The organism is Actinopolymorpha singaporensis (genome assembly GCF_900104745.1).
In the GTDB taxonomy this organism is placed as follows: Bacteria; Actinomycetota; Actinomycetes; order Propionibacteriales; family Actinopolymorphaceae; genus Actinopolymorpha; species Actinopolymorpha singaporensis.
Genome location: NZ_LT629732.1, coordinates 1,830,636 through 1,854,336, shown reverse-complemented (window position 1 = coordinate 1,854,336; position 23,701 = coordinate 1,830,636). Strand labels below are relative to the sequence as shown.

Here is a 23,701-nt window from a genome sequence, read left to right as displayed (position 1 = left end):
CACCGGGACCCACCGGGACCCACCGGCCGCGGGCGGGCCGCCCGATAGCGGCCACTCGGCGAAGATCCGTAGTCAGGCCGCGCCGGGACGCCTACAGTCACGCCGACTGTTCGCTCGACGTTTCACCGGAGGTCAGCTCATTCCCAGGCGGGCACCGGATGATCGCCGTCGCGTACGTCTCACGTACGGCTGCTGAGTGGAGGGCACGCATGCGAGTCAGACGAATCGCCGGAGCGGGAGCCGCGGTCGCGGCCGCCGCGTTCCTGGCGGCCGGCACGATGGCGCCGGCACAGGCGAACGGGACGGGGAACGGGCCCCTCGACGGACCGGGCGCCAAGACGGCGACGCCCATCAAGCACCTTGTGGTGATCTTCGGCGAGAACGTGTCGTTCGACCACTACTTCGGCACCTATCCCAACGCCGCGAACCCCGCGGTCGAGCCGGCGTTCCACGCCGCACCCGGAACCCCCACGGTGAACGGCCTCAGCCCCCTGCTCCTCAACCACAACCCGAACGTCATGGACGGGCACCAGGTCAACCCCACGCGGCTGGGCCGCGACCAGGCACTGACCTGCGACATGGACCACAACTACAAGGACGAGCAGGTCGCGGTCGACCGTGGGCTGATGGACCAGTTCGTGCCTGCGACCAACCGGACGTGCAAGGACCCCAAGCACTACTCCTCGCCGACGCAGGTGCTCGACTACTACGACGGCAACACCGTGACGGCGTACTGGAACTACGCCCAGCGGTTCGCCATGAGCGACAACTCCTTCGACACCAACTTCGGTCCCTCCTCACCCGGCGCGGTCAACCTGGTGTCCGGGCAGACCTCCGGCATCTACTCCGTGGGTGCGGACCGCAGGAAGACCGCCACACCGGACCCGTACGTCGTGATCGCACCGAACGCCGACGGCGTGGGCACCATGATCAACGACCCCGACCCGGCCTGGGACGACTGCTCCAACGCGTCCCACAACCTCGCGGTGATGTCGGGCTCGAACGTGGGCGACATGCTCAACAAGCAGTACGTGACCTGGGGCTGGTTCCAGGGCGGGTTCCGGCCGCAGTCCTACACCGACTCCTCGACGTATGACCAGGAGTTCGGCAAGACCGCCCAGTGCACCGCGAAGCACCCGATCGGCGCCGCCCTCGGCTACACCGGCGAGGCGGGCTTCACCGGTGACTACAACCCGCACCACGAGCCCTTCCAGTACTACAAGTCCACCGCCAATCCGCACCACCTCCCGCCGACCAGCGTGGACATGGTGGGCAAGCAGGACCAGGCGAACCACCAGTACGACATGACCGACTGGTACGACGCCCTGGGCAACGGCAACCTGCCCGCGGTGAGCTTCCTCAAGGCGGCCAACTACCAGGACGGGCACGCGGGGTACTCCGACCCGCTGGACGAGCAGCAGTTCGTGGTGAACGTCGTGAACAAGCTGCAGAAGTCGCGCGACTGGGCGTCGACCGCGGTCGTCATCGCCTACGACGACAGCGACGGGTGGTACGACCACGTGGTGCCGCCGATCGTGAACGCCTCGCAGACCGACCAGGACGCGCTGAACGCGCCCGGTCAGTGCGGGACGGCCGAGCCGATGGGTGGCTACCAGGCCAGGTGTGGTTACGGTCCCAGGTTGCCGCTGCTGGTGCTCTCGCCGTACGCCAAGCGCAACTTCGTCGACGGCACCATCACCGACCAGACCTCCGTCCTGCGGTTCGTGGAGGACAACTGGCTCGGTGGTCAGCGGCTCGGTGAGGCATCCGGCGCCGCGATCGACAAGGCGTCGTTCGACACCCTGGCGAACAGCCTGGACGCGATGTTCGACTGGCGGCACCGCGATCTGCGTCCGCTGCTGCTGGACCCGGTGACCGGGCAGCCGGCGAAGGGCGACCACGGCGCCTGAACCAGGCCGGCTGAACAGGCCGACTGAACCACGCGGAATGTCGAGCAGAACAAGGGGTTCCCGGTGTGACCGCACCGGGAACCCCCTTGTTTTGGGGGGCTCTCGGTCCTCAGCGGTGTCGCCCGGGCACCAGCTTCACCTCGACGAACCGCGGACGGTAGATCGTCACGTCGTCGTACAGGTCGGCGTTCGGGTCGAGACTGTTGACGTTGTACGTCACCAGCAGGCGGTCGCCGCGGCGAAGGTCCGGGTGCTCGTGCGCGTTGTAGGTGAAGATGTCGGCGTCGGCGTACGAACCGGCAGCACCCGTCTCCGGGGTCGTGTAGAGCGTGGCGGCCTCGGTGAACGGCCCGGTCGGCGAGCAGCCCACGTAGGCAAGAATGCGTGAGCTGAACAGCTCGCGGGTGTCGTGGGTGACCAGCAGGTAGCCGTCGTGCCAGCGGGAAACGCTGTACTCGTTGGCGACTCCCGGCATCACCCGGGCCGAGTCGGTTTCGGTGGGCGACCAGGAGCTGCCAGTCCAGTACTCCCACCTCCCGCTGGCGAGGTCGGTGCCGCGCACCCGCGCCAGGTGCATGTACTTCGTCAGGCCGAGGTCCTCCACGCCGTACACGTAGGTGAATCCGCCCGAACGCAGCAGCCAGGACGCCCACTGCACGCCGGCCGCCGACGGCATCGGAACGACCTCACGCGGCCGCAGGGTGTCCGGGTCGAACCGGCCGAGCTTGTTCTCCCGCCAGGCGAAGTCCAACGGCCCCGATCCGGTGCGGCCGAACTCGAGGAACATCACGTCAAGCGACGCAGGCGTCGCCTGACCCGCGCCCAGCCAGTTCCACGTGCCCGGCTCGTCCGGCGGAACCAGCGAGTCGGGTGCCTCCGGCGTGCCGCCGGCGACCGTACGCAGGTCCCCGCCGCGCTCGACCACGAACGAGTTGTTGAGGAACGGCACGGTCGTGGGACGGCTGAGGTCGGCGTTCACCGGCCCCCAGAACGTGTCGGAGAACAACCACGCGGTGCGGTGCGCGGGCAGCGGCACGGAGTAGGTGCTGTCACCGCCGGTCCAGCCGACGCCGCTGTTGCCGTACGCCGCGAACCGCTCGGTGCGGGCACGGTCGACCCGGGCCTGCGCGGTCCAGTGCCGGCCGGTGAGCGAGCAGTGCGCCGTCCCCGGGCCGGCAGCGGACGGGCCGGCGGCGGAGGGGCCGGAAGGCGCAGCCGCCGCGGACGGACCGGCGCCGAGCAGTGCGCCCGTGCCGAGCAGCAGGCCGAGCCCGCTCGCCGCCAACGCCGTGAGCCTGGCCGGCCCGGCTCTGCGTCTGCGCTGCCTGGTGGAGGTGGTCGTCGCGGCGTGAGTCATGTCGGCTCCCGAGGTTCGCGCGTCGTCGGACGGACGACTTCACCTCAGCGGCCGGGTGGACGCGGGTCAACGGGTGCGGCCCCATGTCGGGCGGTTCCGGCCACGTGTCCCCCACGCTGCGGGTGCGGTGTCACCCCAGGCCGAGCTCGCTCCAGCGCCGGTCACCCGGGTGGGGCCCGTCTCCGTCGAGTTCGTCCCGGGCGTACTCGATGCGGGCCGACTCACCGGGCCCGGCCTCGACCGGGCCGGCCTCGAGCTGCCACGACACGTCGGCGGGCCGGTGCGACCGGCGTCCCTCGGGCAGGTCGGGCACCTGACCGAGGCGGTCGACCTGTTCGCTCAACGCCTCCAGCACCGACCGGAACTGCACCTGTGCGACCCGGGCGAACGTGCGGACGTACTCGATCTCCGACACCGGAACGTCGTATCCGGACCCGCCGTGGCCCGCCGCTCCGCCGGGCGACCGTGCACCCGCCTCACGCGCGGCGGCCTCCGCCGCCTCGTGTGCCCGCTGTATGATTTCCCGCTCCTGCGAACGCGCCGCCGACATCAGGTCACGGGCGTGCTGGACAGCCTCCTCGACCAACCGGTCGGCGACCTGCTGCGCCTGGCTGAACAACGCGACCGCGCGTTCGTTGACCTCCGGCGGAGAGTCCTCGCGATCCCGAAGCTCGATCCGCAGGCGGTCGACCTCCGCCCGCAACCGGTCGGCCTCGGCCCGCAGGTCGGCACACTCGGCCTCGGCGGCCTCGACCTGGCCCGCGACGCGGTCCAGGAAGGCACGCACCTCGTCCTCGTCGAAACCCCGCCTGCGCTGGGAGAACGTCGCGGACCGGATCACCTGCGGCGACCGCCTGGGTGCACGCGGCTCACGCGGGAAGTCACTCACTGCCCATCACCTTGCCTGCCGGGTTCCTGCTGTGACTGGTTGGCGTCCCCCGCCGCCCCGAAGGACTCGAAACGGATGTGCTCCCGCGTGACCCCGGCTTCGGTCAGCTTGGCGACGGCGTGCTCGACCATCGCGGGCGAACCGCAGACCAGCGCTGTGCGCCCCCTCCAGTCACCGCTGCGCGCCGCCACCGCGCCGACCAGTCCGCGTGCCCCGGGGAAGGACGGATCGTCGGAGACGACTTCTGTGTAGTCGAACCACGGACGGTGTGCCAGCTGGGTGAGGAGTTCCCGCTCGTACAGGCTCCACGACACGCGTACGCCGTGGAACAGGTGCACCCGGGGTGCCTCGCCGGTGACCTGCCAGCGCCGGTCGACCTGTTCGAGGACCGCACGCAGCGGCGCGAGCCCGGTCCCGCCGGCCACCATCAGCAGGTCGGTGGCGATGTCGTTGGGAAGCGTGAGCGCGGTGCCGATCGGCGCACCGAGCCGCACCGTGTCACCGACCTTGGTGGACCGGACGATCGACGTGCTGACCTGGCCGCCGTCGACGAGCTGGACATGCAGCTCGATCGAACCGTCCCGGCGCGGCGCGTTGGCCGGGCTGAAGTAACGCCACAACCGCGGGCGCTGTGGCACCTCCATGGCGAACGACTGACCTGCGCGGTAGTCGTAGCGCTCGTGCGGCTGGAGGCGGAGCACCGAGACGTCCAGCGTGCGGCGTTCGATCGCGGTCACGTCGGCCGACCACCACGCCGGGGTGTCGGCGGCCGCCTCCGCGGCCTCCACCATCGTCCGCGCGACCAGGCCGTACGCCGCGGACCAGTCGGCGGCGAGCTCAGGCGTCCAGGCCGGCCCGAGGAAGTGCTTCAGCGTGGCCAGCAGCGACGCGCCCACCGCGCCGTAGTGCTCGGCGACGACGGAGAACCGCCGGTGCTCGCGGCCGAGCTGCTGGATGAGGGGTACGACCTCCTCGATCCGGTCGACGCTGCTGACGACGCTCCCGAGGGCACCGACCAGCTTGTCCCGCTGGGCGGCCATCGAGATGGGGAACATCTCCCGCAGCTCGGGGTGGGACAGGAACAGATGGGAGTAGAAGAACAGCGGAACGTCGTCGCCGGACTTCGCGACGATCTGCCAGCTGCTCTGGAGTGCGGCGGTGTCCATACCGGTCAGCTCACGGGTTGGGTGACGATGTCCTTCTCGGTGGCGCCGAGGGCCGCACCGACCCGGGCGATCACCTCGGGCGGCGCGCCGGCCTCGGTCAGCGCCGTCACCAGGTGGGCCACCACCGCGCCGAAGTGCTCCGCGGTGATCGCGAGGCCGGCGTGTGCGGTGCGCAGCTCCCGGCCGGTGAACTCCGCCGGCCCGCCGAGCACCTGGGAGATGAGCAGCGCCTGGTGCCGCTTGAGGCCGGACATGTCGACGCCGACGAAGAACGGCGCGAGGTCGGCGTCGGCGAGGACCAGCTCGTAGAAGCGCTCCACCACGGCACGCACCGCGGGTCCGCCCCCGATCCGGTCGTAGTCGCTCTCGGCCCCCGTGCCGTTGTGGTCGGCCATCCGATATGCCTCATTTCGTCCCGAAGGGCAAAGATCAAGGGCATTGCTACCAGCGAGGCCCGTTCGAGCGCAAGCTCAGGTTGGCAGTCGGACAACTGCCGGTTTCGCCGATCGTCCGCAACCAGCTGATCATCGGGCACATCCGGCCTTGCGGACAAGGAGATTCGGCACCGCCTGACCTGGCGACATACCATGCGGTTGTCGGGCGGCGACCACCCGTGGCCGTCCGAACGCAGTCATGACCAAGGCCGGATCGGACGCCTCCGCGCAGGTGGGCAATCTTCCTGCGGACGCGACCAGCTTCATCGGGAGACGGCGGGAGCTGGCCGAGGTGAAGCGTCTGCTCGCGACCACGCGGATGGTGACGCTCACCGGCTTCGGTGGCGTGGGGAAGACCCGGCTCGCCCTGCGCACGGCGCACGCGCTACGACGTTCGTTCCGCGACGGGGTGTGGCTGGTCGACCTCGCAAACGTCACCGACCCCGCACTGGTCGCACCGACGGTGGCGGAGTCGCTACGGGTGCCGGAAGGCTCCCGCCGTGACCCCACCCAGATACTGGCCGACCATCTGCGCGACCGGCAGCTGCTGGTGATCCTGGACAACTGCGAGCATCTCCCGGCGGCCTGTGCAGCACTGGCCGAACGGCTGTTGCCCGAGGCGCCGGGCCTGCACCTGCTGGCCACCAGTCGGCAGCGGCTGGACGTGGCCACCGAGCACACACTCACGGTCGCACCGTTTCCGCTCCCGGACGCACGCCGGTCGGCGGACGGCGACGGTGCAGGCGCCGGTGTCGGTGTCGGAGCCGGCGCCGGTGTCGGTGTCGGAGCCGGCGCCGGTGTCGGTGTCGGTGTCGGAGCCGGTCGTCAGATCCCGGCGAGGTTCGAGTCGGTTGCGCTGTTCGTCGAACGCGCGGCGGCGGTGCAGCACGACTTCGCGTTGACCGCTGACAACGAGGACGCGGTGGTGGGCATCTGCCGGCGACTGGACGGCATCCCGCTGGCCATCGAACTCGCCGCCGCCCGGGTCCGCGTCCTGACGCCCCGCCAGATCCTGGACCGGCTCGACCAGCGCTACAGCGTCCTGACCTCCGGTCCCTGCTCGAGCGACCCACGGCACCGGACGCTCGTGTCGATGCTGGACTGGAGCTACGACCTGTGCTCGGCGGGGGAACAGTCGATGTGGGCGCGGTCGGCGGTGTTCGCCGACGGCTTCGACCTGGACGCGGCCGAGGCGGTGTGCGCGGGCGACGGCCTGGCCCCCGAGGACGTGATGGACCTCGTGACCGGCCTGATCGACAAGTCGGTGCTGCTCCGCGAGGACCACCATGGCCGCGCGACGTACCGGCAGCTCACCCTCATCCGGGACTACGGCCTGTGCCGGCTGGCCGAGCAGGAGACGTCGACCCTCGCCCGCCGACGGCACTTCGACTACTTCAGGGAGGAGGGGCTCCGGACCGCACAGCACTGGCTGGCGCCACACCAGGTGGAGTGGTTCGCTCGGCTGCGGTCCGTACACGCCGACCTGCGGGCGGCCCTGGACTACGCGCTGGCTGACCCCGACCTCCGGCAGGAAGGCCTCAGGCTGGCCGCCGACCTGCTCTACCACTGGCTGGACGGCTACCTGAACGAGGGCCGCGACTGGTTGGACCGCCTCCTGGCCGCCGACACCGAACCCACGGCCACCCGGGCCGACGCGTTGTGGGTGAACACCTGGCTGGCCATCATCCAGAGCGACTTTCCTGCGGCGCGGCGGATGCTCGCCCAGGCGCGGTCGATCCTGGAAACGGTGGACGCACCGAGCACGCTGGGGTACGTCGAGTTGTTCTCGGGGATGCTCGCCACCGCCACCGGCGACGCCGGGGCCGGCCTGGTGCACTACGCCCGGGCCCGGGAGATCCACCGGGCGGTCGGCAACCAGCACGGGATCGCGTTCGCGCTGATCCGGTCGTCCATGGCCTACTCCGCGATGGGCGACTCGGCACGAGCCGTCGAACTCGCCGAGGAGGCGCTGCCGCTGTGCGCTGCCGCCGGGGACATCTGGCACAAGTCGTACGTACTCCTCGCGCTCGGGATCGAACTCTGGCGGCAGGGGGACGTCGCCCGGGCGACCAGGCTGGAACAGGAGAGCCTGCGCTACAACCAGAGTCTGGACGACCATGTGGGCGTTGCGTTGAACCTTCAGGTGCTGGCGCTGGCCGCGGCGTCCGGCGGGCAGCCCACCCGCGCGGCCGAGCTGTTCGGCGCGCTGGACGCGACGAACCGCTCGCTCGGGGTCTCCCTCACCGGCTACACCCACCTGTCGGCGTACCAGGACCGCTGCGTCCGCGAACTCCGTGCCACGCTGGGCGAAGAGGCCTACGCACGGGCGTTCGCCGAGGGCGCCGCTCGAAGCTACGACCAAGCGGTCGCCGCCGCCCTGCAGGAGGAGCCGGACCGGCGCGGCGTCCGCAGGCCCCCGGGCAAGTCTCCGTTGACACCGCGCGAACGCGAGATCGCCGACCTGATCGCACAGGGCCGTACGAACAAGCAGATCGCCAACGCACTGGTGATCGCGCAGCGGACGGCGGAAAGTCACGTGGAGAACATCCTGGTCAAGCTGGGCTTCACCTCACGCGCGCAGGTCGCCGCCTGGACCGCCGAGCAGGGACACGCGGGCGACGGCCGCGACGATCGGTAGGAAACGCCGCGAACCGGCACACGGGACCACCGGTGTACGTACCTCCTCGGTACCTGCCCCCCGGAGTTCACTCGCTCTGCGTACCCATCCCGATGCCGCCCCGCCCCTGCCGGGGCAGGGTGTGATGTGTGTGTGTTGCGTCATAGTGCAACACGGACGTCACGGGCAGATCGCGGGGAACCCGGAGGGAGCACGGAACACCATGTTGGACAGCAACGGGCTGGAAGTCCTCTCGCCGAGCGAATGCATACGCCTGCTGGACAAGGCCGCCGTCGGCCGGCTCGTCTTCACCGACGCGGGACTGCCCGCGGTGTCCCCCCTGCCGTTCACGGTGGACGGCGACTTCGTCGTCGTCGGCACCTCGGCCGAGTCCCACGTCGCCCGTGCGGTGCACGACTCGATCATCGCCTTCCAGGCGGACGAGGTGGCGACCGAACCCGTGCTCACCGGCTGGACCGTGACGGTTCTCGGCCGGGCCCAGGTGGTGCGTGAACGCAAGGAGGCGGCCCGGCTGCTGCACGAGGCGGCCAGGCCGTGGCCGTCGCGCACTGCGGAGTTCGTCCGGGTGCCGTTGACGAGGATCCACGGCCGCCGGGCGGCAGCCGTTCCCGTGTCAACTACCGCTTGACATCCTGCCTGTCATCACTGCGGAGTCTTCGGCGTCGGTGCCGGCGCGGCGAACGACCCGGAGACCGTGAGGCCGCCGGCCATGCCCTGCTGCTGGTGCCCGGTCGAGTAGAACGACACGTTGCCGTGGGCGGGTAGCGTGAACGCCAGCTTGGCGAGCGATCCCGGCTGGAGCTGCACGTCCAGGGTCTTGTCCGACGTGGTGAAGGTGTGCGGCGTCTGGCTCTCGTTCTCCACCAGCAGGGTGATCTTCTGCCGCGGCCGGCCGCGGATGATGGTGGGCGAGAAGTAGAAGTCCTCGATCTCGACGTAGACGCTGCGCGCCTTCCGGACGTCCTTGGTGCCGTGGTAGTTGGCGCGGATCCCGGCGACCTTCACCTTGGCGCCGTACGCCAGTGGCTTCGGGGCGACGGAGACCCGCGTCGCCTTCGGTTTGGGCGCGGTCGCGGGCTCTCCTCCGCCGCAGCCGGCGAGTGCCGCCAGCGCGGACGACCCGACGACCAACCCGGCGACCAGCATGCGTGCCCGCATGGGAACCCCCGATACCCAGTGGCCAGGCCCAGCGTCCAGGCCCGACACAACGCGTGGGGCGCCGGCCGCCGCGAACAGTCCGACCCTAGGGCACGGTGGGGACGTGCGGATGGCGTTCGGGCCAACTGCCGCTCGGCTGCGGGTCGGCTGCCGCACGGCTCCCGGTCAACTGCCGACGCCGAGCGCTGTCAGCAGGACCAGAACGATCGTGACGACCGCGAAGCCGCCGTGCACGTAGACCAGCTCGCGGGGCAGCTGGGACTCCGGGCCGGACCGGGACTTCCGCCACCGCAGGAACATCACGTCGCCGAGCACCGCACCCACGATCAGGGCTGCGAACGACACCCATGTCAACACGTCGTTGTCAACGACGATGTAGATGATCCAGAGCACGAGCCCGGCCAGCACCACCAGGAAGTGCCCGAAGACCACCCCGGGAGGAAACGACGTCGCCGCCGCCTGGGGTGACGTCGCGGCCTCTGCCGTCCCGGCGGCATCGGCCCGCGCCGCGGCCAGACCTCCGCCGGACACCCACTTCCGTAGCATCGTGGCACCCAGGATCGCGGTGATCACCCAGGTGATCAGTGCGGCGACAGCCATCGTTCCGTCCTTTCCTAGTCGCGCTTCGGGGGCAAACCACCGGAACCACCCGGCTTGCCCGAACCACTCCCCTCGCCCGGGCCGCCCGAAGCCTCCGGTGCGAAACCGGACGCCTGGGTGGACTCGGCCGCCACCCGTACGCCGTAGCGGTACGCGAGTTCGCCGCCGAGGTATCCGGATCCGCCCAGCAGGGAGAGCCCGACCGCGGAGAGGATCAGCTGCCCCCATCCCACCGGGCCGAGCGGGTTGGACCGGATGAAGAAGTTGACGACGTACAGCCCTATCGCCAGAAGGTTGAGCGACATGTGCAGAATCGCCGCGCGGTAGGCACGGGTCCGCCCCGGGATGACCAGGAAGTCGAGGAACCCCACGGTCGCGGCGACCACCGCGCCGACGAGGCCGATCCCGACCAGCCAGTGCGAGCCCTCGGCGAACAGCACCGGCATGCTGGAGAACCTCGACACCACGTCGAAGACGAAGCTCGCCACCCAGCAACCGATGGGGATGGTGACCAGTGCCGGGTGCAGCGGGTGGCCGTAGGGCCCGGCGGCCAGCGTGGCCGGGCGCTTCGCCGGCAGCCGGCCCGTCCCGGCGTCCGCCATCTGCCCTCCCGTAACCCGCCGCATCCCCTGGCCGCGGCGTCGTCGACCTGTTCCCCTACCCGTCCGCCAGGCGGCTAGTCTCGCTGCTGTGGCCGCACCCGCACCCTCGCACGTCGAGCTCTTCACCGACGGGTCCTGCCGGCCCAACCCTGGCCCTGGCGGCTGGGCGTACGTGCTCCGGCATCCGGCCAGCGGCAAGACCCGGGAACGCTCCGGTGCCGCCCCGGTGGCGACCAACCAGCGGATGGAGCTGCAGGCGGTGATCGAGGGGCTGGCCGCGCTCCGCCGACCTTCCGTGGTCGACCTGACCTCGGACTCGCAGTACGTCCTGCGTGGCCTGCGCGACTGGATGCCGCGCTGGAAGGCCCGCGGCTGGCGCAAGGCCGACAACAAGCCGGTGGAGAACCTCGACCTGTGGCAGCGGCTGGACGAGCTGGTCGCGCCGCACGACGTCCGCTTCCACTGGATCAAGGGGCACAGCGGTCACCCCGAGAACGAACGCTGCGACGAACTCGCCAACGCCGCCCGGGAGAGCCTCGTCCACGCCCCGTGAGTATCGGGCCGGCATCGGTCGCTCAGCCGCGGTGCCGGAGCAGGAAGTCGGTGAGGGCGGCGACGTAGGGGCCGGGGCGGTCCCTGCGTACGGAGTGACCGGCGCCGTCGATCCGGGCGACCTCCACGTCGCCGCCGGCCGCCATCGCGCACGCGGCCGCGACCGTGGGCGGCAGCAGCGAGCCCCGGTCGACGTCGCCGTGGATCAGCAGCACCGGGCAGGTCACCTTCGCCAGCAGTTCGCGCAGCGGGACGAACGGCTCGGTCGGCAACTCCACCACGCGCGGGTCGAACTGCTCCTTGGACGTTGCCCAGGGGACCAGCTCCTCCTCCGACCACCCCGGGTTGTCGGCGCGGCCGCGGGCGATCCGGGCAGCCGGGTCGAGTGCGCGGACGGCCCGCAGCCAGTCGGGCATCTGCCGCGGCGGCCCCGGCCGGGCCTCGGCGGTCCGCGGCGCCGGCGCGGAACCCGGCGCGTCCTCACGTTCGCCCGGCGGCGGGTCCTCCAGCACCACCGCGCGTACCAGGTCCGGCCGCAACCCGGCGAGCGCGGCCGCGGTCACCGCACCCATCGAGTGGCCGACGACGATCACCCCGTCCGGGTCGAGGTCGGGCTGGTCGTCCAGGACGGCGGCGGCGTCCCGGGCGTGCGCTGTGTGACCGAACGGCTCTTCCGGCAGCCCGGACTCACCGTGGCCGCGGGCGTCGGCGGCAAGGACGCCCCAGCCGGGTCCGAGGGCGGACACCACCGGGTTCCAGCAGGCGCCGGAGTCGCTGAAGCCGTGCAGGAAGAAGAGCTCCGTCCGGCCGCCGCGGCGGGTCCAGGCGATGTGCCCGGTTCGCCCGGGTCGGGGCCGCGGCTCCCGGGTCTCGGATTCGCGTGCGGTGCTCATCGTCCGACGCTAGTGCCGGCCAGTACGTCTGGACAGTCCGGCGGCCACCACCGGACGCGGGTCCGCAGCGCACCGGCGCAAACCGTACGCGGTGGGCGAACGCGACGGTGGGTGAGAGGATCGGTCCCGGCCCGCCCACGCCCAGCCGGGTGGCCGAGCAGGATCGACGAACCCGAACGCGGAAAGGGAATCCGGATGGCCGGCCCACGGATGAGCTCCACACCACTGCCCGGGATCGGGGTGCAGTACGACCTCACCACCCGCGACGACCGGCACCTGTCGGTGGTGGCGCACCGCGACGGCGCCCGGACACTGTCCGCCTACCGGGGCGACGACCCGGACGCGTGCGCGCTGTCCCTCCAGCTCACCGGGCCCGAGGCGGCCACCCTGGCCGAGGCCCTGCTGCCGAGGCACAAGAGCCCGAGCCTGCTGTACAACACCGACCTCGGCCTGGTCGCGGACCGGATCCCGCTGTCGGCCACTTCGATGTGGAACGGCCGACTGCTCGGCGACACCCGGCTGCGCACGGAGACCGGCGCGTCGATCGTCGCCGTGCTCCGGCGAACGGACGCGATCCCGTCCCCTCGCCCCGACTTCCGGCTGGCCGGGGGTGACACCCTCATCGTGATCGGCACCCGGGAGGGGGTGGACGCGGCCGCGGCGATCCTCGAACGGGAGTGACGCGGTGCACCCAGCACTCCTGCTGATCGAACTCGGTGCCATCGTCCTCGGGTTGGGTCTGCTCGGCCGGTTCGCCGGCCGCTACGGCCTGTCCCCCATTCCCCTCTACCTGCTGGCCGGGCTCGCGTTCGGCCACGGTGGACTGCTTCCGCTGGACGCCAGCGAGGAGTTCGTGTCCGTCGGCGCCGAGATCGGTGTCATCCTGCTGCTGTTGATGCTGGGGCTGGAATACACCGCCGCCGACCTGGTCACCAACCTCAAGACGCAGTTCCCGGCCGGCATCGTCGACTTCACCCTGAACGCCGTCCCCGGTGCGCTCGCCGCACTGCTGCTCGGCTGGGGACCGGTGGCGGCCGTCGTCCTCGCCGGGGTCACCTGGATCTCCTCCTCCGGGGTGATCGCCAAGGTCCTGTCCGACCTGGGCCGGGTCGGCAACCGGGAGACGCCGGTCATCTTGAGCGTGCTCGTTCTCGAGGACCTCTCGATGGCGGTCTACCTGCCGATCATCACCGCACTGCTGGCCGGGACCGGGCTGGTCACCGGCAGCATCACGCTGGTCATCGCGCTCGGTGCGGCCGCCGTCGTCCTGCTGGTCGCGCTCCGCTACGGCCGGCTGATCTCGCAGTTCGTCTCCAGTGACGACCCGGAGAAGCTGCTGCTGGTGGTGTTCGGGCTGACGCTGCTGGTGGCCGGGATCGCGCAGCAGGTGCAGGTTTCCGCGGCGGTCGGCGCGTTCCTGGTCGGCATCGCCCTGTCCGGCGAGGTGGCCGAGGGCGCGCACACGCTGCTCAGCCCGCTGCGGGACCTGTTCGCCGCGGTGTTCTTCGTGTTCTTCGGGCTGAACACCGACCCGGCGAGCATCCCGCCGGTCCTCGTTCCCGCGCTGCTGCTCGCGGTCGTCACGGTCATCACCAAGATCGCCACCGGCTACTGGGCGGCGCGGCGGGCCGGGATCGGTGAACGCGGACGGTTGCGGGCCGGTGGTGCGCTCGTCGCCCGGGGTGAGTTCTCCATCGTCATCGCCGGGATCGGGGTGACCGCCGGTCTGCAGCCGCAGCTCGGCCCGCTGGCCACGGCGTACGTCCTGCTGCTGGTGATCGCCGGACCGCTCACCGCGCGGTACGCCGAACCCGTCGTCGGCCGGCTCCGGCGAACTTTCAACGCCCCGCTCTCTTCGCCCTCTTCGCCCTCTTCGCCAACGGCACCGCCACCGGCCGGCAGCCCGGTCGACGGCCGGTCGGCGGAGGGTCAGCCGCTCGAGGTCGGGCCGGCCGACGCGGACGAAGAGGCGCCTCGGCGAGGCGCCCGGTAGCCGGCGGACCTCCGCCCGGACGCCGCCGGGACCGTCGCCGAACGACGGCGGCTCACATGTTGATCATGTGACCGGCGAGCCCGTGGATCGCCTCCTTGACGGCCTCCCCGAGCGTCGGGTGGGCGTGCACGTTGCGGGCGATCTCGTTGACGGTGAGGTCCCACTGCTGGGCCAGGGTCAGCTCCGGCAGCAGCTCACTGGCGTCCGGGCCGATGATGTGGGCGCCGAGCAGTTCGCCGTACTTGTTGTCGCTGAGGATCTTCACGAAGCCGCCCGGGTCGCCGAGCCCGTGTGCCTTGCCGTTGGCGGTGAACGGGAACTTCGCCACCTTGACGTCGTGGCCGGCCGCGCGGGCCTGCTCCTCGGTGAGCCCGAAGCTCGCGATCTGCGGCTGGCAGTAGGTGGCCCGCGGGATCATCACGAACTCGAGCTCCTGCGTCTCCGCGTCGCCGATCGTCTCCGCCGCCACGATGCCCATCGCCTCCGCGGCGTGGGCGAGCATCAGCTGGGCGGTCACGTCGCCGATGGCGAAGATGTGCGGCACGCTGGTGCGGCCGCGCCGGTCGACGGCGATCGCGCCGCGGTCGGTCAGCTCGACCCCGGTGGCGTCCAGGCCGTAGCCCTCGACCCGGGGCGCGAAGCCGATCGCCTGCAGCACCTTGTCGGCCTTCAGGGTCTGCTTCTCGCCGTTGCGGGTGACGAGCACCTCCACCTGGTCGCCACTCTCGTCGATCGACTCCACCCGGGTCGAGGTGAGGATGTCGATGCCGAGCTTGCGGAACCTGCGGTTGAGCTCCGCGGACACCTCGGCGTCCTCGGTGGGCACCACGCGGTCGAGGAACTCCACGATGGTGACCTTCACGCCGTAGGCGTTCAGGACGTACGCGAACTCCACCCCGATCGCGCCCGCGCCGGCGATGACGATGCTGCCCGGGAGCTCCTCGCTGAGGATCTGCCCCTCGTAGGTCACCACCCGGTCGCTGAGGGAGGTGCCCGGGAGCAGCCGGGTCTCCGCGCCGACAGCGATGATGCAGTTGTCGAAGGTGATCGTCTCGGTGCCGCCGTCGGTCTTGTCGACCCGGATGGTGTGGGGGTCGGTGAAGGTGCCGCGGCCGTCGTACTCGGTGATCGAGTTCTTCTTCATGAGGTAGTGGACGCCCTTGACGCGCCCGTCGGCGACCTTCCGGCTGCGGGTGTACGCCGCACCGTAGTCGACTCGTACCTCACCGTCGGCCGAGATGCCGAACGCCTTGGCCTCCCGGGTGACGAGGTTGGCCAGCTCGGCGTTGCGCAGCAGCGCCTTGGACGGGATGCAGCCGATGTTGAGGCAGACGCCGCCCCAGAACTTCTCCTCCACGACCGCGGTTTTCTTACCGAGTTGCGCGGCTCGTACCGCCGCCGTGTAGCCGCCCGGACCCGAACCCAGCACCACCACGTCAAAGTGTGTCGACATGCCCAAGACGGTAGCTCGCCCCCTGGTCAGCGGTAGGCACGGGCCTGCATCCGGAACAGCTCGGCGTACCGGCCGCCCAGGGCCACCAACTCCTCGTGCGAGCCGACCTCGGCGACCCGCCCGTCGGCCATCACCACGATCAGGTCGGCCATCCGGACGGTGGAGAACCGGTGGGACACCAGGATGGTCACACCGCCGGTCTCCGCGGCCGCGAGCCGGGACGCCTGCGCGAACCGTTCGAACAGCACGTGCTCGGCCTCGGGGTCGAGTGCCGCGGTGGGTTCGTCGAGCAGCAACAGCAACGTGCGCTCCCGCATGAACGCGCGGGCCAGGGCGAGCCGCTGCCACTGCCCGCCGGACAGGTCCACGCCCTCGGAGAACTTCCTGCCCAGCTGGGTGTCCAGACCTCGGGGCAGCTTCTCCACCACCGCCTCGGCGTCGCCGCGCCTGATGGCTGCCGCCACCGCGTGCTCGTCGTCCATCCGTTCGGTGTCGCCGATGGCCACCACCTCCCGGGCGGTGAACTGGAACTTCACGAAGTCCTGGAAACCCGCCGAGATCCGGGGTCGCCACCCCGCCGGGTCGATGTCACGCAGGTCGGTGCCGTCGACGCGGATCGAGCCCGTCGTGGGGTCGTACAACCTGGCCAGCAGCTTCACGAGTGTGGTCTTTCCGGCGCCGTTCTCGCCGACCAGCGCGACGGTCGAGCCGGCCGGGAGGTCCAGGTCGACGTCGTGCAGGGTGGCCTGCTCCGAGCCGGGATAGCGGAACCCGACGCCGCGGAAGCTGATCCCCTCGGTCAACCGGGGCGGTGCGGGCGCACGGCTGTCCGACCAGGAGTTGCGGGCGGCGTACTCCCGCAGCCAGTCGTAGCGGCCGAAGCTGCGCAGGATCTCGCCCATCCAGTAGACGTTCCCGGCCAGGCCGCCGGCCAGCTGGTCCACCTGCGGCGCGACCAGGATGAGGAGTACGACGTCGCCGGCGCTGAACTGGCCGGAACGCGCCCGTGCCAGCACCCACACGATCGCCGCGGCGTAGACGACGCCGAAGGCGGCCCGCACCACGCTGTCGAGCAGGGCTCCCCTGCGCAGCGCGGTGGCCTGGATGTCGAACACCTCGTCGTGCAACCGGGCGAGCCGGTCGACCAGCACCGGCCGCAGCCCGAAGACCCGGACCTCCAGGCCGTTGCGGGCGTCCTTGGAGATCTCGATCAGCCGGTCGATCATCCGGTGGCGTGGCGCGGTCTCCTCGATCGCGTCCTGCACCCGGCGGATGTTCCGGTACGACGACCACACCCGGCCGAGGCCGAGCAGCGGAAGCAGCAACAGCGCCGGGTGGACCGAGCCGAGCAGGCCGAGGACCGCGACGGTGTTGGCGCCGATCCCGATGGCGAACAGCAGCATCTCGAAGCTCATGCCGAGCCGCCACGCCTGCTCCCGGATCAGCTCCAGCCGGTCGGCCACCTCCGGATCCTCGTGGTGGGTGATGCTCGGGATCGACACGGTGACGTCGAGCAGGTCGCGGTAGACCCGGCCGGCGACGCGTTCGGCGGTGGTGTCCTGGATCGGGATGCTGACGACCGTCCCGACGAAGCTCACCGCGAACCCGCCGAGGATGACGGCGGAGCCCAGCCAGATGGTGGCCGCGTCCCGCCCGGTCAGCCCGTCGACGAGGAGTTTCACGCCGTACGTCTGGGCCGGCGCGGTCACCGCCTGCAGAATGGCGAGCAGGCACTGGACGACGACCAGCAGCGGGGCCGCGCGGAAGGCGGTGACCGCCCACAGGCGTACGGCCCGGACCGCCTCCGGCAGCGGCAGCGAGCGGTCCGCCGCCTTCTTGTCGGTCACGGTCTCAGGCCCTCCCCTCTACCTCGGCCACCTCGGCCACCTCGGCCAGGTCGGCCACGGCGTACCGCTCGGCCTGCAACGTGAACATGTCGGCGTACCGCCCGCCGGTGGCCAGCAACTGCTCGTGTGTGCCGGACTCGACGATCCGGCCGTCCTCCAGCACGCAGATCCGGTGCGCGTCCCGTACGACCGAGAAACGGTGGGAGATGATCAGCGAGGTGAGCCCCGAGGTCAGGTCGAGGTAGCGCTCGACGAGTTCGGCCTCGGCACGGACGTCCAGCGCGGCGGCCGGCTCGTCGAGGACGAGCACCCCGGCTCCGGCGTCGACCGCGAACAGCGCGCGCGCCAGGGCGACCCGCTGCCACTCTCCGCCGGACAGGTCCACGCCACCGGTGTAGGTCTTGTCCAGCACGGTGTTCCATCCGGAGGGAAGCCGGGCGACGACGTCGGTGATCCCGGCCTCGGCGGCCACCCGGCCCACCGCATCCCCGGGGTCGACCGCAGGCGACGAGCCGGGCGGTCCGGCGTGCTCGACCGCGCCGAGTACGACGTTGTCGGTGGCCGACAGCGGGAACCGCAGGAAGTCCTGCACGATGGCGGCGATCCGCCGCTGCCACCGGGCCAGGTCGAGGTCGCGCAGGTCGACGCCGTCCACGGTGATCCGGCCCGATGTGGGCTGGTAGACGCCGGCGAGGAGCTTGACCAGCGTGGACTTCCCGGCGCCGTTGACCCCGACCAGGGCCAGTGCCTCGCCGGCCCGGATCTCCAGGTCGAGTCCCGACAGCACCTCCGCGTCCTCCGCCGCGCCCGGGTAACGGAAGCTGACGTCCTCGAACCGGACGCACTCCCGTGGCATCACGCTGACGTCGGGTGCGCCGTCGCCCAGGCCGCCGACCTTGCCCGCGGTCTGCTCGGGGTGGCGTTCGGCGATGAACCCCGGAAGCTCACGCAACGCGCGAAGGGCGGTCTGTGCCCGCCGCACCTGCACCGCGGCGAAACCGTTGTACGACATGCCGACGGCGAGGATCGCGGGGACCGCGGTGGCCACCTGGGTCAGCGGCAGGTCACCGGCCAGAGCCGCCCGGGCGACCAGCACCACCGCGACCGCGTGCGCGGCCAGGTGCACCACCGCCGCGCCGGCGGCCGCCACCGTGCCCTTGCGCCGGGCCGCCCACACCGGCCGCATCGCGTCCAGCCACTCCCGCAGGTGGCGTTCGACCAGCCAGCGGTTGAGACCGAACACCCGCAACTCCTTCGGCGCGTCCTTCATGCCGAGGTCGAAGAGGTACCACGTGCGTCGCTGCCCCTCGGTGAGTCCCCACCAGGAGTCGATCTCGCGCTCCACCACCCGGCGGCGGTCCCACTCCATCAGGAAGGTCACGGCGGCCAGCACGACCGCTACCGGCCAGGAGAACGTCCGGCCGACCAGAACGGCCGAACCCAGCAACGTGAGCCGGCTGGACACCAGCCCGGGCAGGGTGTGCAGGCCGTTGCTGACCTGGTACCCCTCCTTGCCCTTGGCGCGTTCCTGTTCGTCCTGCACCTGCGGGTCTTCCAGGTGGTGGATGCGGCGGGGCGCGAGGAGCGGGTCGATGACGCGGACGCCGATGTCGCGGGCGACCCGGTTGGAGAGGTTCCACTGCGTGACCTGGGTGAGGGCGGGAAGCGTGCTCTGGGCGACGAACACCACCAGCATCGCCGCGAGCAGAAACCCGAAGCCGGCGAGGGACATCGCCGCGGACCTGTCCGCGACGACATCGGGCACCGCGCCGACGACCTGCCCGACGAGGTAGGTGAGCAGAACGCCGAGAACGGAGGAGGAGACGGCCAGGCCGAGCGTCAGAAGGGTGTTGCGGCGGGCGACCTGGTAGGCATACCCGATGAGTGCGAACACGCCGAGGACCGTAACGGCCACCACCGACAGGCACAACGGTATTACGAACCCACGCACGCACGACGTCGCCGTCATCGCCGGTGACGGCATCGGCCGCGAGGTGGTGCCGGCCGCGATCCGTTGCCTGGACCTCGCCGCCGCCCGGCACGGCTTCGGGTTGGCCTGGACGGAGTACGACTGGGGCTCGGACCACTACCGCCGGCACGGCGCGATGATGCCGCCGGATGGCCTGGACCGGCTGCACGCGCACGACGCCATCTTCCTCGGCGCGGTCGGCGCGCCGGACATCCCCGACACCGAGACCCTGTGGGGGTTGCTGATCCCGATCCGGCGCAGGTTCAGCCAGTACGTCAACCTCCGGCCGGTGCGTACGCTGCCCGGCGCGCCGAGCCCGGTGCGTGGCGCGGACACCATGGACCTGGTGATCGTGCGGGAGAACGTCGAGGGCGAGTACTCAGAGGTCGGCGGGCGGATCTACCGGGGTGAGCCGGCCGAGGCGGCGATCCAGGAGGCGGTGTTCACCCGGGCGGGCATCACCCGGGTGGCGGCGTTCGCGGCCGAACTCGCCGCCGGGCGGCGCGGCCTGGTCACCTCCGTCACCAAGTCCAACGGCATCGTGCACACTATGCCCTTCTGGGACGAGGTGGTGGAGCAGACGCTTGCCGGTCGTCCGGGCGTACGGCTGGAGAAGATCCTGGTGGACGCGATGGCGGCGAAGCTGGTGCTGGCGCCGACGGCGTTCGACGTCATCGTGGCGTCCAACCTGTTCGGCGACATCCTCTCCGACCTCGCGGGCGCGATCGCCGGGTCGATCGGGGTCGCGCCGAGCGCCAACCTCAATCCCGAGCGCGACCACCCGTCGATGTTCGAACCGGTGCACGGATCCGCGCCGGACATCGCCGGGCAGGGCGTCGCCAACCCGGTCGGCCAGATGTGGGCCGGTGCGATGATGCTCGACCACCTGGGTGAGCCGGCCGCCGCCGCGGACGTGGTCGCGGCGTTCGAGGCCGTGCTCGCCGCCGGCGTCCGTACGCCCGACCTCGGCGGAACGGCCGGCACGGAGGAGTTCACCGACGCGGTCGCGCGGCACCTCGGCGAGGCTCCCGCTCAGCGCTGACCCGGGACTCGAACCAGTCGAGCAGGCGGGGTTCCACGTCGTCCAGGCCACGGCGGACCGCGCCGAGCACCACCGCCCGCTCGCCGAGAGCTGAGGCCTCCACCCGAGGCGGGCTCGCCATCCGGCCGCGCAGCAACCGGTGGGTGATCCGGCGCAGCGGATCCACCAGCACCTCGTCGGCCGCGGTGCCGCCGCCGACGACGACGAGCTCGGGGCTCACCAGCAACGCCACCGTCACCAGCCCGTATCCGGCTCCGGCCACGAAGCGTTCCAGTGCCGCACGTGCCTCTCGGGACCTGCCGGACGCCGCCTCGATCAGCGGCCTGGTCTCCACGCCCCAGGACAGGCTCTCCCGGTCCTCGGGCCGGCGCAGGCTGTGCCGGCTGGGTCGGCGGCTCCCCCAGCCGACGAACTCCGCCACCAGCTCCGCGCTGACCTCGGCCACGTCACCGCGGGCCGTGCGCGACTCCTCCCACAGGTCGAGGAAACCGAGCTCCCCGGCTCCGCCACCGTGCCCGCGCAGCAGCCGCCCGTCGACCACGAATCCCGCGCCCGTACGAGAACCCAGCAGCAGGAACGCGATGTCGCGGCAGCCCACGGCCACTCCCCGCCACGCCTCGCCGACCGCGGCCAGGTTGGCGTCGTTCTCCACCAGTACCGGGAAGCCGAACGCCGACGACACCGACCGGGCGAGGTCCAGGTCGGACCAATCCGGCAGCGCCGTGCAGAAGCGCACCCGGCCGGTGTCGGCGTCCACCGTGCCGGGCGTGCCGACCACGGCGGTCAGCACGTCGCCGGTGCGCACACCGGCGGCGGCCAGCGCCGCCCGTACGGTCGCCCGCACCGCCCGGAGCCGAAGCCGGCGTCCGGCGTCCCGGCCGACCCCGCGGGTGCGTTCGGCGACCAGGTCGCCGGCCAGGTCGGCGACGACAGCGTGCACCGACTCCTCGGCGACGTCCACCCCGAGCAGGTGGCCCGCGTCGGCACGGAAGCAGAACCTCCGGGCCGGCCGCCCGCGCCGCGGCCGGGCTGGTGTGGACGCGGGACCGCTCGCCTCCACCACGGCACCGAGCCGCACGAGGTCGGCCATCGCCGCGTCGACGGTGGGCCGCGACAGTTCGGTGCGGGCGGCGACCTCCGCGACGCTCTGGTCGGCCGCGGTGATGCGCAGGGTGTCCAGCACCGTGCGCGCGTTGATGCGCCGCAGCAGAGCCGGCGTCGCGGGGTCGCTTACCTGCAAGTGTCCTCACTCCTTCGTGGCGAACCTCGACCGATGCGCTGCCGACACCTGGCAGTGGTCACCAGCATCACGACCGGGGGCGGCCGCCAGTGCCCGGGCGACGGAAGCGGCCAGTAATTTCACAAGGCCTTTACCTAAACAAGGCTTGCTATCGACCGGCCGGAGCGCGAATCTCGACCTGCACAGAAGATCGATCCGACGCTGCACACCAGTTCCGCTGCACCAGATCTCCAGGTACGCCCGTCCCGGCGCGCAGGCACAGACGGTGAGGACGCGATGAAACGATCGGCAGTTGTACGACTTCTCGTGGGTGCGTGCGGCCTCGCTCTGGCCGCGACCGCCTGCGGCGGGCAGTCCGGTGAGGGCGGCAGCTCCGCCGGTGCCAGCACACTGTCGGTGGTGAACGCCTCCGGCGCCTTGTGGACCTGCAACTTCAACCCCTATGCGCCCGCCTCGGGGCAGACCGCCGGCGCGGTGTGGGAGCCGCTGATCTACGTCAACACCCTGACCGGCAAGGAGAAACCGTGGCTTGCCACGGGCTACAAGTGGAGCCCGGACCGCAAGGAGCTCACCTTCACCACACGGTCGGGGGTGAAGTGGACCGACGGAAAGCCGTTCACCGCCAAGGACGTCGCCTACACCTTCAACGCCGCCAAGGCCAACGACGCGCTGGACAGCTACGCCCTGTGGGGCGAGGGCGTCCTCGACAGCGTGACCGCGGTGAACGACACGACGGTGAGGTTCCGGTTCAAGCGGGTGTCCACGTCGTCGTTCTACTACATCGCCGGCCAGACCTGGATCCTTCCCGAACACGTGTGGAGCAAGGTCAAGGACCCGGTGAAGGAGATGATGCGCAAGCCGGTCGGCACCGGGCCGTACACCATCGGCTCGTGCACACCGCAGGCCGTCACCTACACCAAGAACACCAAGTACTGGCAGAAGGGCAAGCCGAAGGTCGACAAGGTGCTCTACCCCGCCTTCGTCGACAACCAGCCGGCCAACCGCTACCTCGCGCAGGGCAAGGGCGACTGGGGCGGCCAGTTCGTCCCGAACATCGACAACTACTGGGTCGCCAAGGACAAGGCACACCGCAAGTACTGGTATCCGCCGAGCGGCAACGTCTACATCGGCATCAACAGCGCCAAGCCCTACCTCGGTGACAAGCGGGTCCGCCAGGCGCTGTCGTACGCCGTCGACCGGGACAAGGTGTCCAGCGACGCGATGTACGGCTACCAGCCGCCGGCCAACCAGGCCGCGATCCCCACCCCCACGTTCAAGGACTGGCTGGACCAGGCCGCGGTGTCGAAGTACGCCTACGGTTTCGATCCGGCGAAGGTGGCGAGCAGGCTCCAGGCGGCCGGCTTCACCAAGGGTCCGGACGGGATGTTCAAGACGCCGGACGGCAAGCCGTTCAAGCTGAGCATCATCAACAACGGCGGCTTCACCGACTGGGTGGCCGCGGTGCAGGTGCTCACGGCGAGCTTCAAGAAGGCCGGCATCACGGTGGAGGCGCTCAACCTCAACGGCAACGAGTACAACCGCCGGCTGAGCCAGGGTCAGTTCGACCTGGCGTACATGTCGGCCAGCTCCGGTCCGACGCCGTACTACGAACTCCGCGACGTCCTCTACGGCGCCTACGCCAAGCCCGTCGGGCAGGACACCAGCCGCAACTACGAACGCTGGAAGGACGACGCCACCGACGCCCTGATCCGCAAGTACGACACGATGACCGACAAGCAGGCCCAGATCGGCGTGGTCAAGCAACTGGAGCAGGTGATGCTGGAACAGGTACCGGTCATCCCGGTCACCCAGTCGGTCTCGTGGAGCCAGATGGACAGCACGAGGTTCACCAACTGGCCGACGAAGCAGAACCCCTACGCCAACCCGGCGCCTTACGCCGCGCCCGACTGGGGCGTCGTCCTGCTCAACCTCGAGCCCGTGCAGAAGTGACGAAGGCG

At 70.9% G+C, this 23,701-nt stretch carries 20 protein-coding genes; 8 read left to right on the top strand and 12 right to left on the bottom strand.

Features of this window, described 5'->3' with window-relative positions:
- Window positions 1–209: 209 nt before the first annotated feature.
- Window positions 210–1,910, top strand: a complete 1,701-nt coding sequence (locus tag BLU27_RS08435) for a phospholipase C (protein ID WP_092652158.1) — start codon at window positions 210–212, stop codon at window positions 1,908–1,910.
- A gap of 109 nt (window positions 1,911–2,019) precedes the next feature.
- Here BLU27_RS08435 and BLU27_RS08430 read toward each other — a convergent pair whose 3' ends face one another.
- From BLU27_RS08430 to BLU27_RS08415, 4 genes are all read right to left on the bottom strand, one after another.
- On the bottom strand, window positions 2,020–3,267 hold the full coding sequence (locus BLU27_RS08430) for a DUF4185 domain-containing protein (RefSeq protein WP_092652156.1): 1,248 nt from the start codon (window positions 3,265–3,267) through the stop codon (window positions 2,020–2,022).
- A 130-nt stretch (window positions 3,268–3,397) separates the two neighbouring features.
- The gene (locus BLU27_RS08425) at window positions 3,398–4,156 is read right to left on the bottom strand and encodes a DivIVA domain-containing protein (protein WP_092652154.1); all 759 of its coding nucleotides are present in this window, start codon (window positions 4,154–4,156) and stop codon (window positions 3,398–3,400) included.
- Entirely contained in the window at window positions 4,153–5,322 is a 1,170-nt protein-coding gene (locus BLU27_RS08420) for a globin domain-containing protein (protein WP_092652152.1), read from the bottom strand. The genes BLU27_RS08425 and BLU27_RS08420 overlap by 4 nt, the downstream gene beginning before the upstream one ends.
- Before the next feature lie 5 nt (window positions 5,323–5,327).
- Complete coding sequence (locus tag BLU27_RS08415; protein WP_092652150.1) at window positions 5,328–5,717, bottom strand: group I truncated hemoglobin; 390 nt, start codon at window positions 5,715–5,717, stop codon at window positions 5,328–5,330.
- Window positions 5,718–5,955: 238 nt separating this feature from the next.
- On the opposite strand from BLU27_RS08415, the gene BLU27_RS08410 reads away from it, so the two are divergent.
- Both BLU27_RS08410 and BLU27_RS08405 read left to right on the top strand, forming a co-directional pair.
- Window positions 5,956–8,394 (top strand): ATP-binding protein, encoded by a 2,439-nt coding sequence (locus BLU27_RS08410; protein WP_092652148.1) that lies wholly within the window; start codon window positions 5,956–5,958, stop codon window positions 8,392–8,394.
- Window positions 8,395–8,596: 202 nt separating this feature from the next.
- Complete coding sequence (locus BLU27_RS08405) at window positions 8,597–9,022, top strand: pyridoxamine 5'-phosphate oxidase family protein (protein WP_092652146.1); 426 nt, start codon at window positions 8,597–8,599, stop codon at window positions 9,020–9,022.
- A gap of 14 nt (window positions 9,023–9,036) precedes the next feature.
- Here the strand turns inward: BLU27_RS08405 and BLU27_RS08400 are convergent, their stop codons facing one another.
- The 3 genes from BLU27_RS08400 to BLU27_RS08390 form a co-directional block, all read right to left on the bottom strand.
- Window positions 9,037–9,552 (bottom strand): cupredoxin domain-containing protein, encoded by a 516-nt coding sequence (locus tag BLU27_RS08400; protein ID WP_092652144.1) that lies wholly within the window; start codon window positions 9,550–9,552, stop codon window positions 9,037–9,039.
- A 165-nt stretch (window positions 9,553–9,717) separates the two neighbouring features.
- The gene (locus BLU27_RS08395) at window positions 9,718–10,152 is read right to left on the bottom strand and encodes a hypothetical protein (RefSeq protein WP_092652142.1); all 435 of its coding nucleotides are present in this window, start codon (window positions 10,150–10,152) and stop codon (window positions 9,718–9,720) included.
- A gap of 14 nt (window positions 10,153–10,166) precedes the next feature.
- Complete coding sequence (locus BLU27_RS08390; protein WP_092652140.1) at window positions 10,167–10,754, bottom strand: DUF2231 domain-containing protein; 588 nt, start codon at window positions 10,752–10,754, stop codon at window positions 10,167–10,169.
- Between the two features lie 88 nt (window positions 10,755–10,842).
- On the opposite strand from BLU27_RS08390, the gene rnhA reads away from it, so the two are divergent.
- Entirely contained in the window at window positions 10,843–11,307 is a 465-nt protein-coding gene (gene rnhA, locus BLU27_RS08385) for a ribonuclease HI (RefSeq protein ID WP_092652139.1), read from the top strand.
- 22 nt (window positions 11,308–11,329) lie between these two features.
- Here rnhA and BLU27_RS08380 read toward each other — a convergent pair whose 3' ends face one another.
- Window positions 11,330–12,199, bottom strand: coding sequence for an alpha/beta fold hydrolase (locus BLU27_RS08380; protein WP_092652137.1), 870 nt, complete (start codon window positions 12,197–12,199; stop codon window positions 11,330–11,332).
- 195 nt (window positions 12,200–12,394) lie between these two features.
- Between BLU27_RS08380 and BLU27_RS08375 the strand changes: the two genes are divergently transcribed.
- Complete coding sequence (locus BLU27_RS08375; protein ID WP_092652135.1) at window positions 12,395–12,880, top strand: cation:proton antiporter regulatory subunit; 486 nt, start codon at window positions 12,395–12,397, stop codon at window positions 12,878–12,880.
- Window positions 12,881–12,884: 4 nt separating this feature from the next.
- Window positions 12,885–14,192, top strand: a complete 1,308-nt coding sequence (locus BLU27_RS08370) for a cation:proton antiporter (protein WP_092652133.1) — start codon at window positions 12,885–12,887, stop codon at window positions 14,190–14,192.
- Window positions 14,193–14,244: 52 nt separating this feature from the next.
- Here the strand turns inward: BLU27_RS08370 and lpdA are convergent, their stop codons facing one another.
- From lpdA to BLU27_RS08355, 3 genes are read right to left on the bottom strand one after another with little or no spacing between them, the layout of a single operon-like run.
- Window positions 14,245–15,645 carry a dihydrolipoyl dehydrogenase gene (lpdA, locus tag BLU27_RS08365; protein ID WP_092652131.1) on the bottom strand — a complete coding sequence of 467 codons (1,401 nt, stop codon included), beginning with the start codon at window positions 15,643–15,645 and terminating at the stop codon, window positions 14,245–14,247.
- 26 nt (window positions 15,646–15,671) lie between these two features.
- A complete protein-coding gene (locus BLU27_RS08360; RefSeq protein ID WP_241827853.1) occupies window positions 15,672–17,492 on the bottom strand; it encodes an ABC transporter ATP-binding protein in 1,821 nt (606 codons plus the stop codon).
- A gap of 4 nt (window positions 17,493–17,496) precedes the next feature.
- Window positions 17,497–19,386: an ABC transporter ATP-binding protein gene (locus BLU27_RS08355; RefSeq protein ID WP_241827852.1), complete on the bottom strand. Its 1,890-nt coding sequence runs from the start codon at window positions 19,384–19,386 to the stop codon at window positions 17,497–17,499.
- Here BLU27_RS08355 and BLU27_RS08350 point away from each other — a divergent pair.
- The gene (locus BLU27_RS08350; RefSeq protein WP_092652127.1) at window positions 19,373–20,503 is read left to right on the top strand and encodes a tartrate dehydrogenase; all 1,131 of its coding nucleotides are present in this window, start codon (window positions 19,373–19,375) and stop codon (window positions 20,501–20,503) included. The two genes, BLU27_RS08355 and BLU27_RS08350, sit on opposite strands and share 14 nt — an antisense overlap.
- Here the strand turns inward: BLU27_RS08350 and BLU27_RS08345 are convergent.
- The gene (locus BLU27_RS08345) at window positions 20,454–21,743 is read right to left on the bottom strand and encodes an ROK family protein (RefSeq protein WP_092652125.1); all 1,290 of its coding nucleotides are present in this window, start codon (window positions 21,741–21,743) and stop codon (window positions 20,454–20,456) included. The genes BLU27_RS08350 and BLU27_RS08345 overlap by 50 nt on opposite strands.
- Window positions 21,744–22,019: 276 nt before the next feature.
- On the opposite strand from BLU27_RS08345, the gene BLU27_RS08340 reads away from it, so the two are divergent.
- The gene (locus tag BLU27_RS08340) at window positions 22,020–23,693 is read left to right on the top strand and encodes an ABC transporter substrate-binding protein (RefSeq protein ID WP_092652123.1); all 1,674 of its coding nucleotides are present in this window, start codon (window positions 22,020–22,022) and stop codon (window positions 23,691–23,693) included.
- The last annotated feature ends 8 nt before the right edge of the window (window positions 23,694–23,701 follow it).

What these genes read in the sequence shown, in the direction of transcription:
- BLU27_RS08415 (WP_092652150.1), bottom strand. Translation starts at nt 5,717, where the DNA reads ATGGCCGACCACAACGGCACGGGGGCCGAGAGCGACTACGACCGGATC.
- BLU27_RS08375 (WP_092652135.1), top strand. Translation starts at nt 12,395, where the DNA reads ATGGCCGGCCCACGGATGAGCTCCACACCACTGCCCGGGATCGGGGTG.
- lpdA (WP_092652131.1), bottom strand. Translation starts at nt 15,645, where the DNA reads ATGTCGACACACTTTGACGTGGTGGTGCTGGGTTCGGGTCCGGGCGGC.
- BLU27_RS08350 (WP_092652127.1), top strand. Translation starts at nt 19,373, where the DNA reads ATGAGTGCGAACACGCCGAGGACCGTAACGGCCACCACCGACAGGCAC.
- BLU27_RS08400 (WP_092652144.1), bottom strand. Translation starts at nt 9,552, where the DNA reads ATGCGGGCACGCATGCTGGTCGCCGGGTTGGTCGTCGGGTCGTCCGCG.
- BLU27_RS08435 (WP_092652158.1), top strand. Translation starts at nt 210, where the DNA reads ATGCGAGTCAGACGAATCGCCGGAGCGGGAGCCGCGGTCGCGGCCGCC.
- BLU27_RS08410 (WP_092652148.1), top strand. Translation starts at nt 5,956, where the DNA reads ATGACCAAGGCCGGATCGGACGCCTCCGCGCAGGTGGGCAATCTTCCT.
- BLU27_RS08395 (WP_092652142.1), bottom strand. Translation starts at nt 10,152, where the DNA reads ATGGCTGTCGCCGCACTGATCACCTGGGTGATCACCGCGATCCTGGGT.
- BLU27_RS08340 (WP_092652123.1), top strand. Translation starts at nt 22,020, where the DNA reads ATGAAACGATCGGCAGTTGTACGACTTCTCGTGGGTGCGTGCGGCCTC.
- BLU27_RS08420 (WP_092652152.1), bottom strand. Translation starts at nt 5,322, where the DNA reads ATGGACACCGCCGCACTCCAGAGCAGCTGGCAGATCGTCGCGAAGTCC.
- BLU27_RS08380 (WP_092652137.1), bottom strand. Translation starts at nt 12,199, where the DNA reads ATGAGCACCGCACGCGAATCCGAGACCCGGGAGCCGCGGCCCCGACCC.
- BLU27_RS08390 (WP_092652140.1), bottom strand. Translation starts at nt 10,754, where the DNA reads ATGGCGGACGCCGGGACGGGCCGGCTGCCGGCGAAGCGCCCGGCCACG.
- BLU27_RS08430 (WP_092652156.1), bottom strand. Translation starts at nt 3,267, where the DNA reads ATGACTCACGCCGCGACGACCACCTCCACCAGGCAGCGCAGACGCAGA.
- BLU27_RS08405 (WP_092652146.1), top strand. Translation starts at nt 8,597, where the DNA reads ATGTTGGACAGCAACGGGCTGGAAGTCCTCTCGCCGAGCGAATGCATA.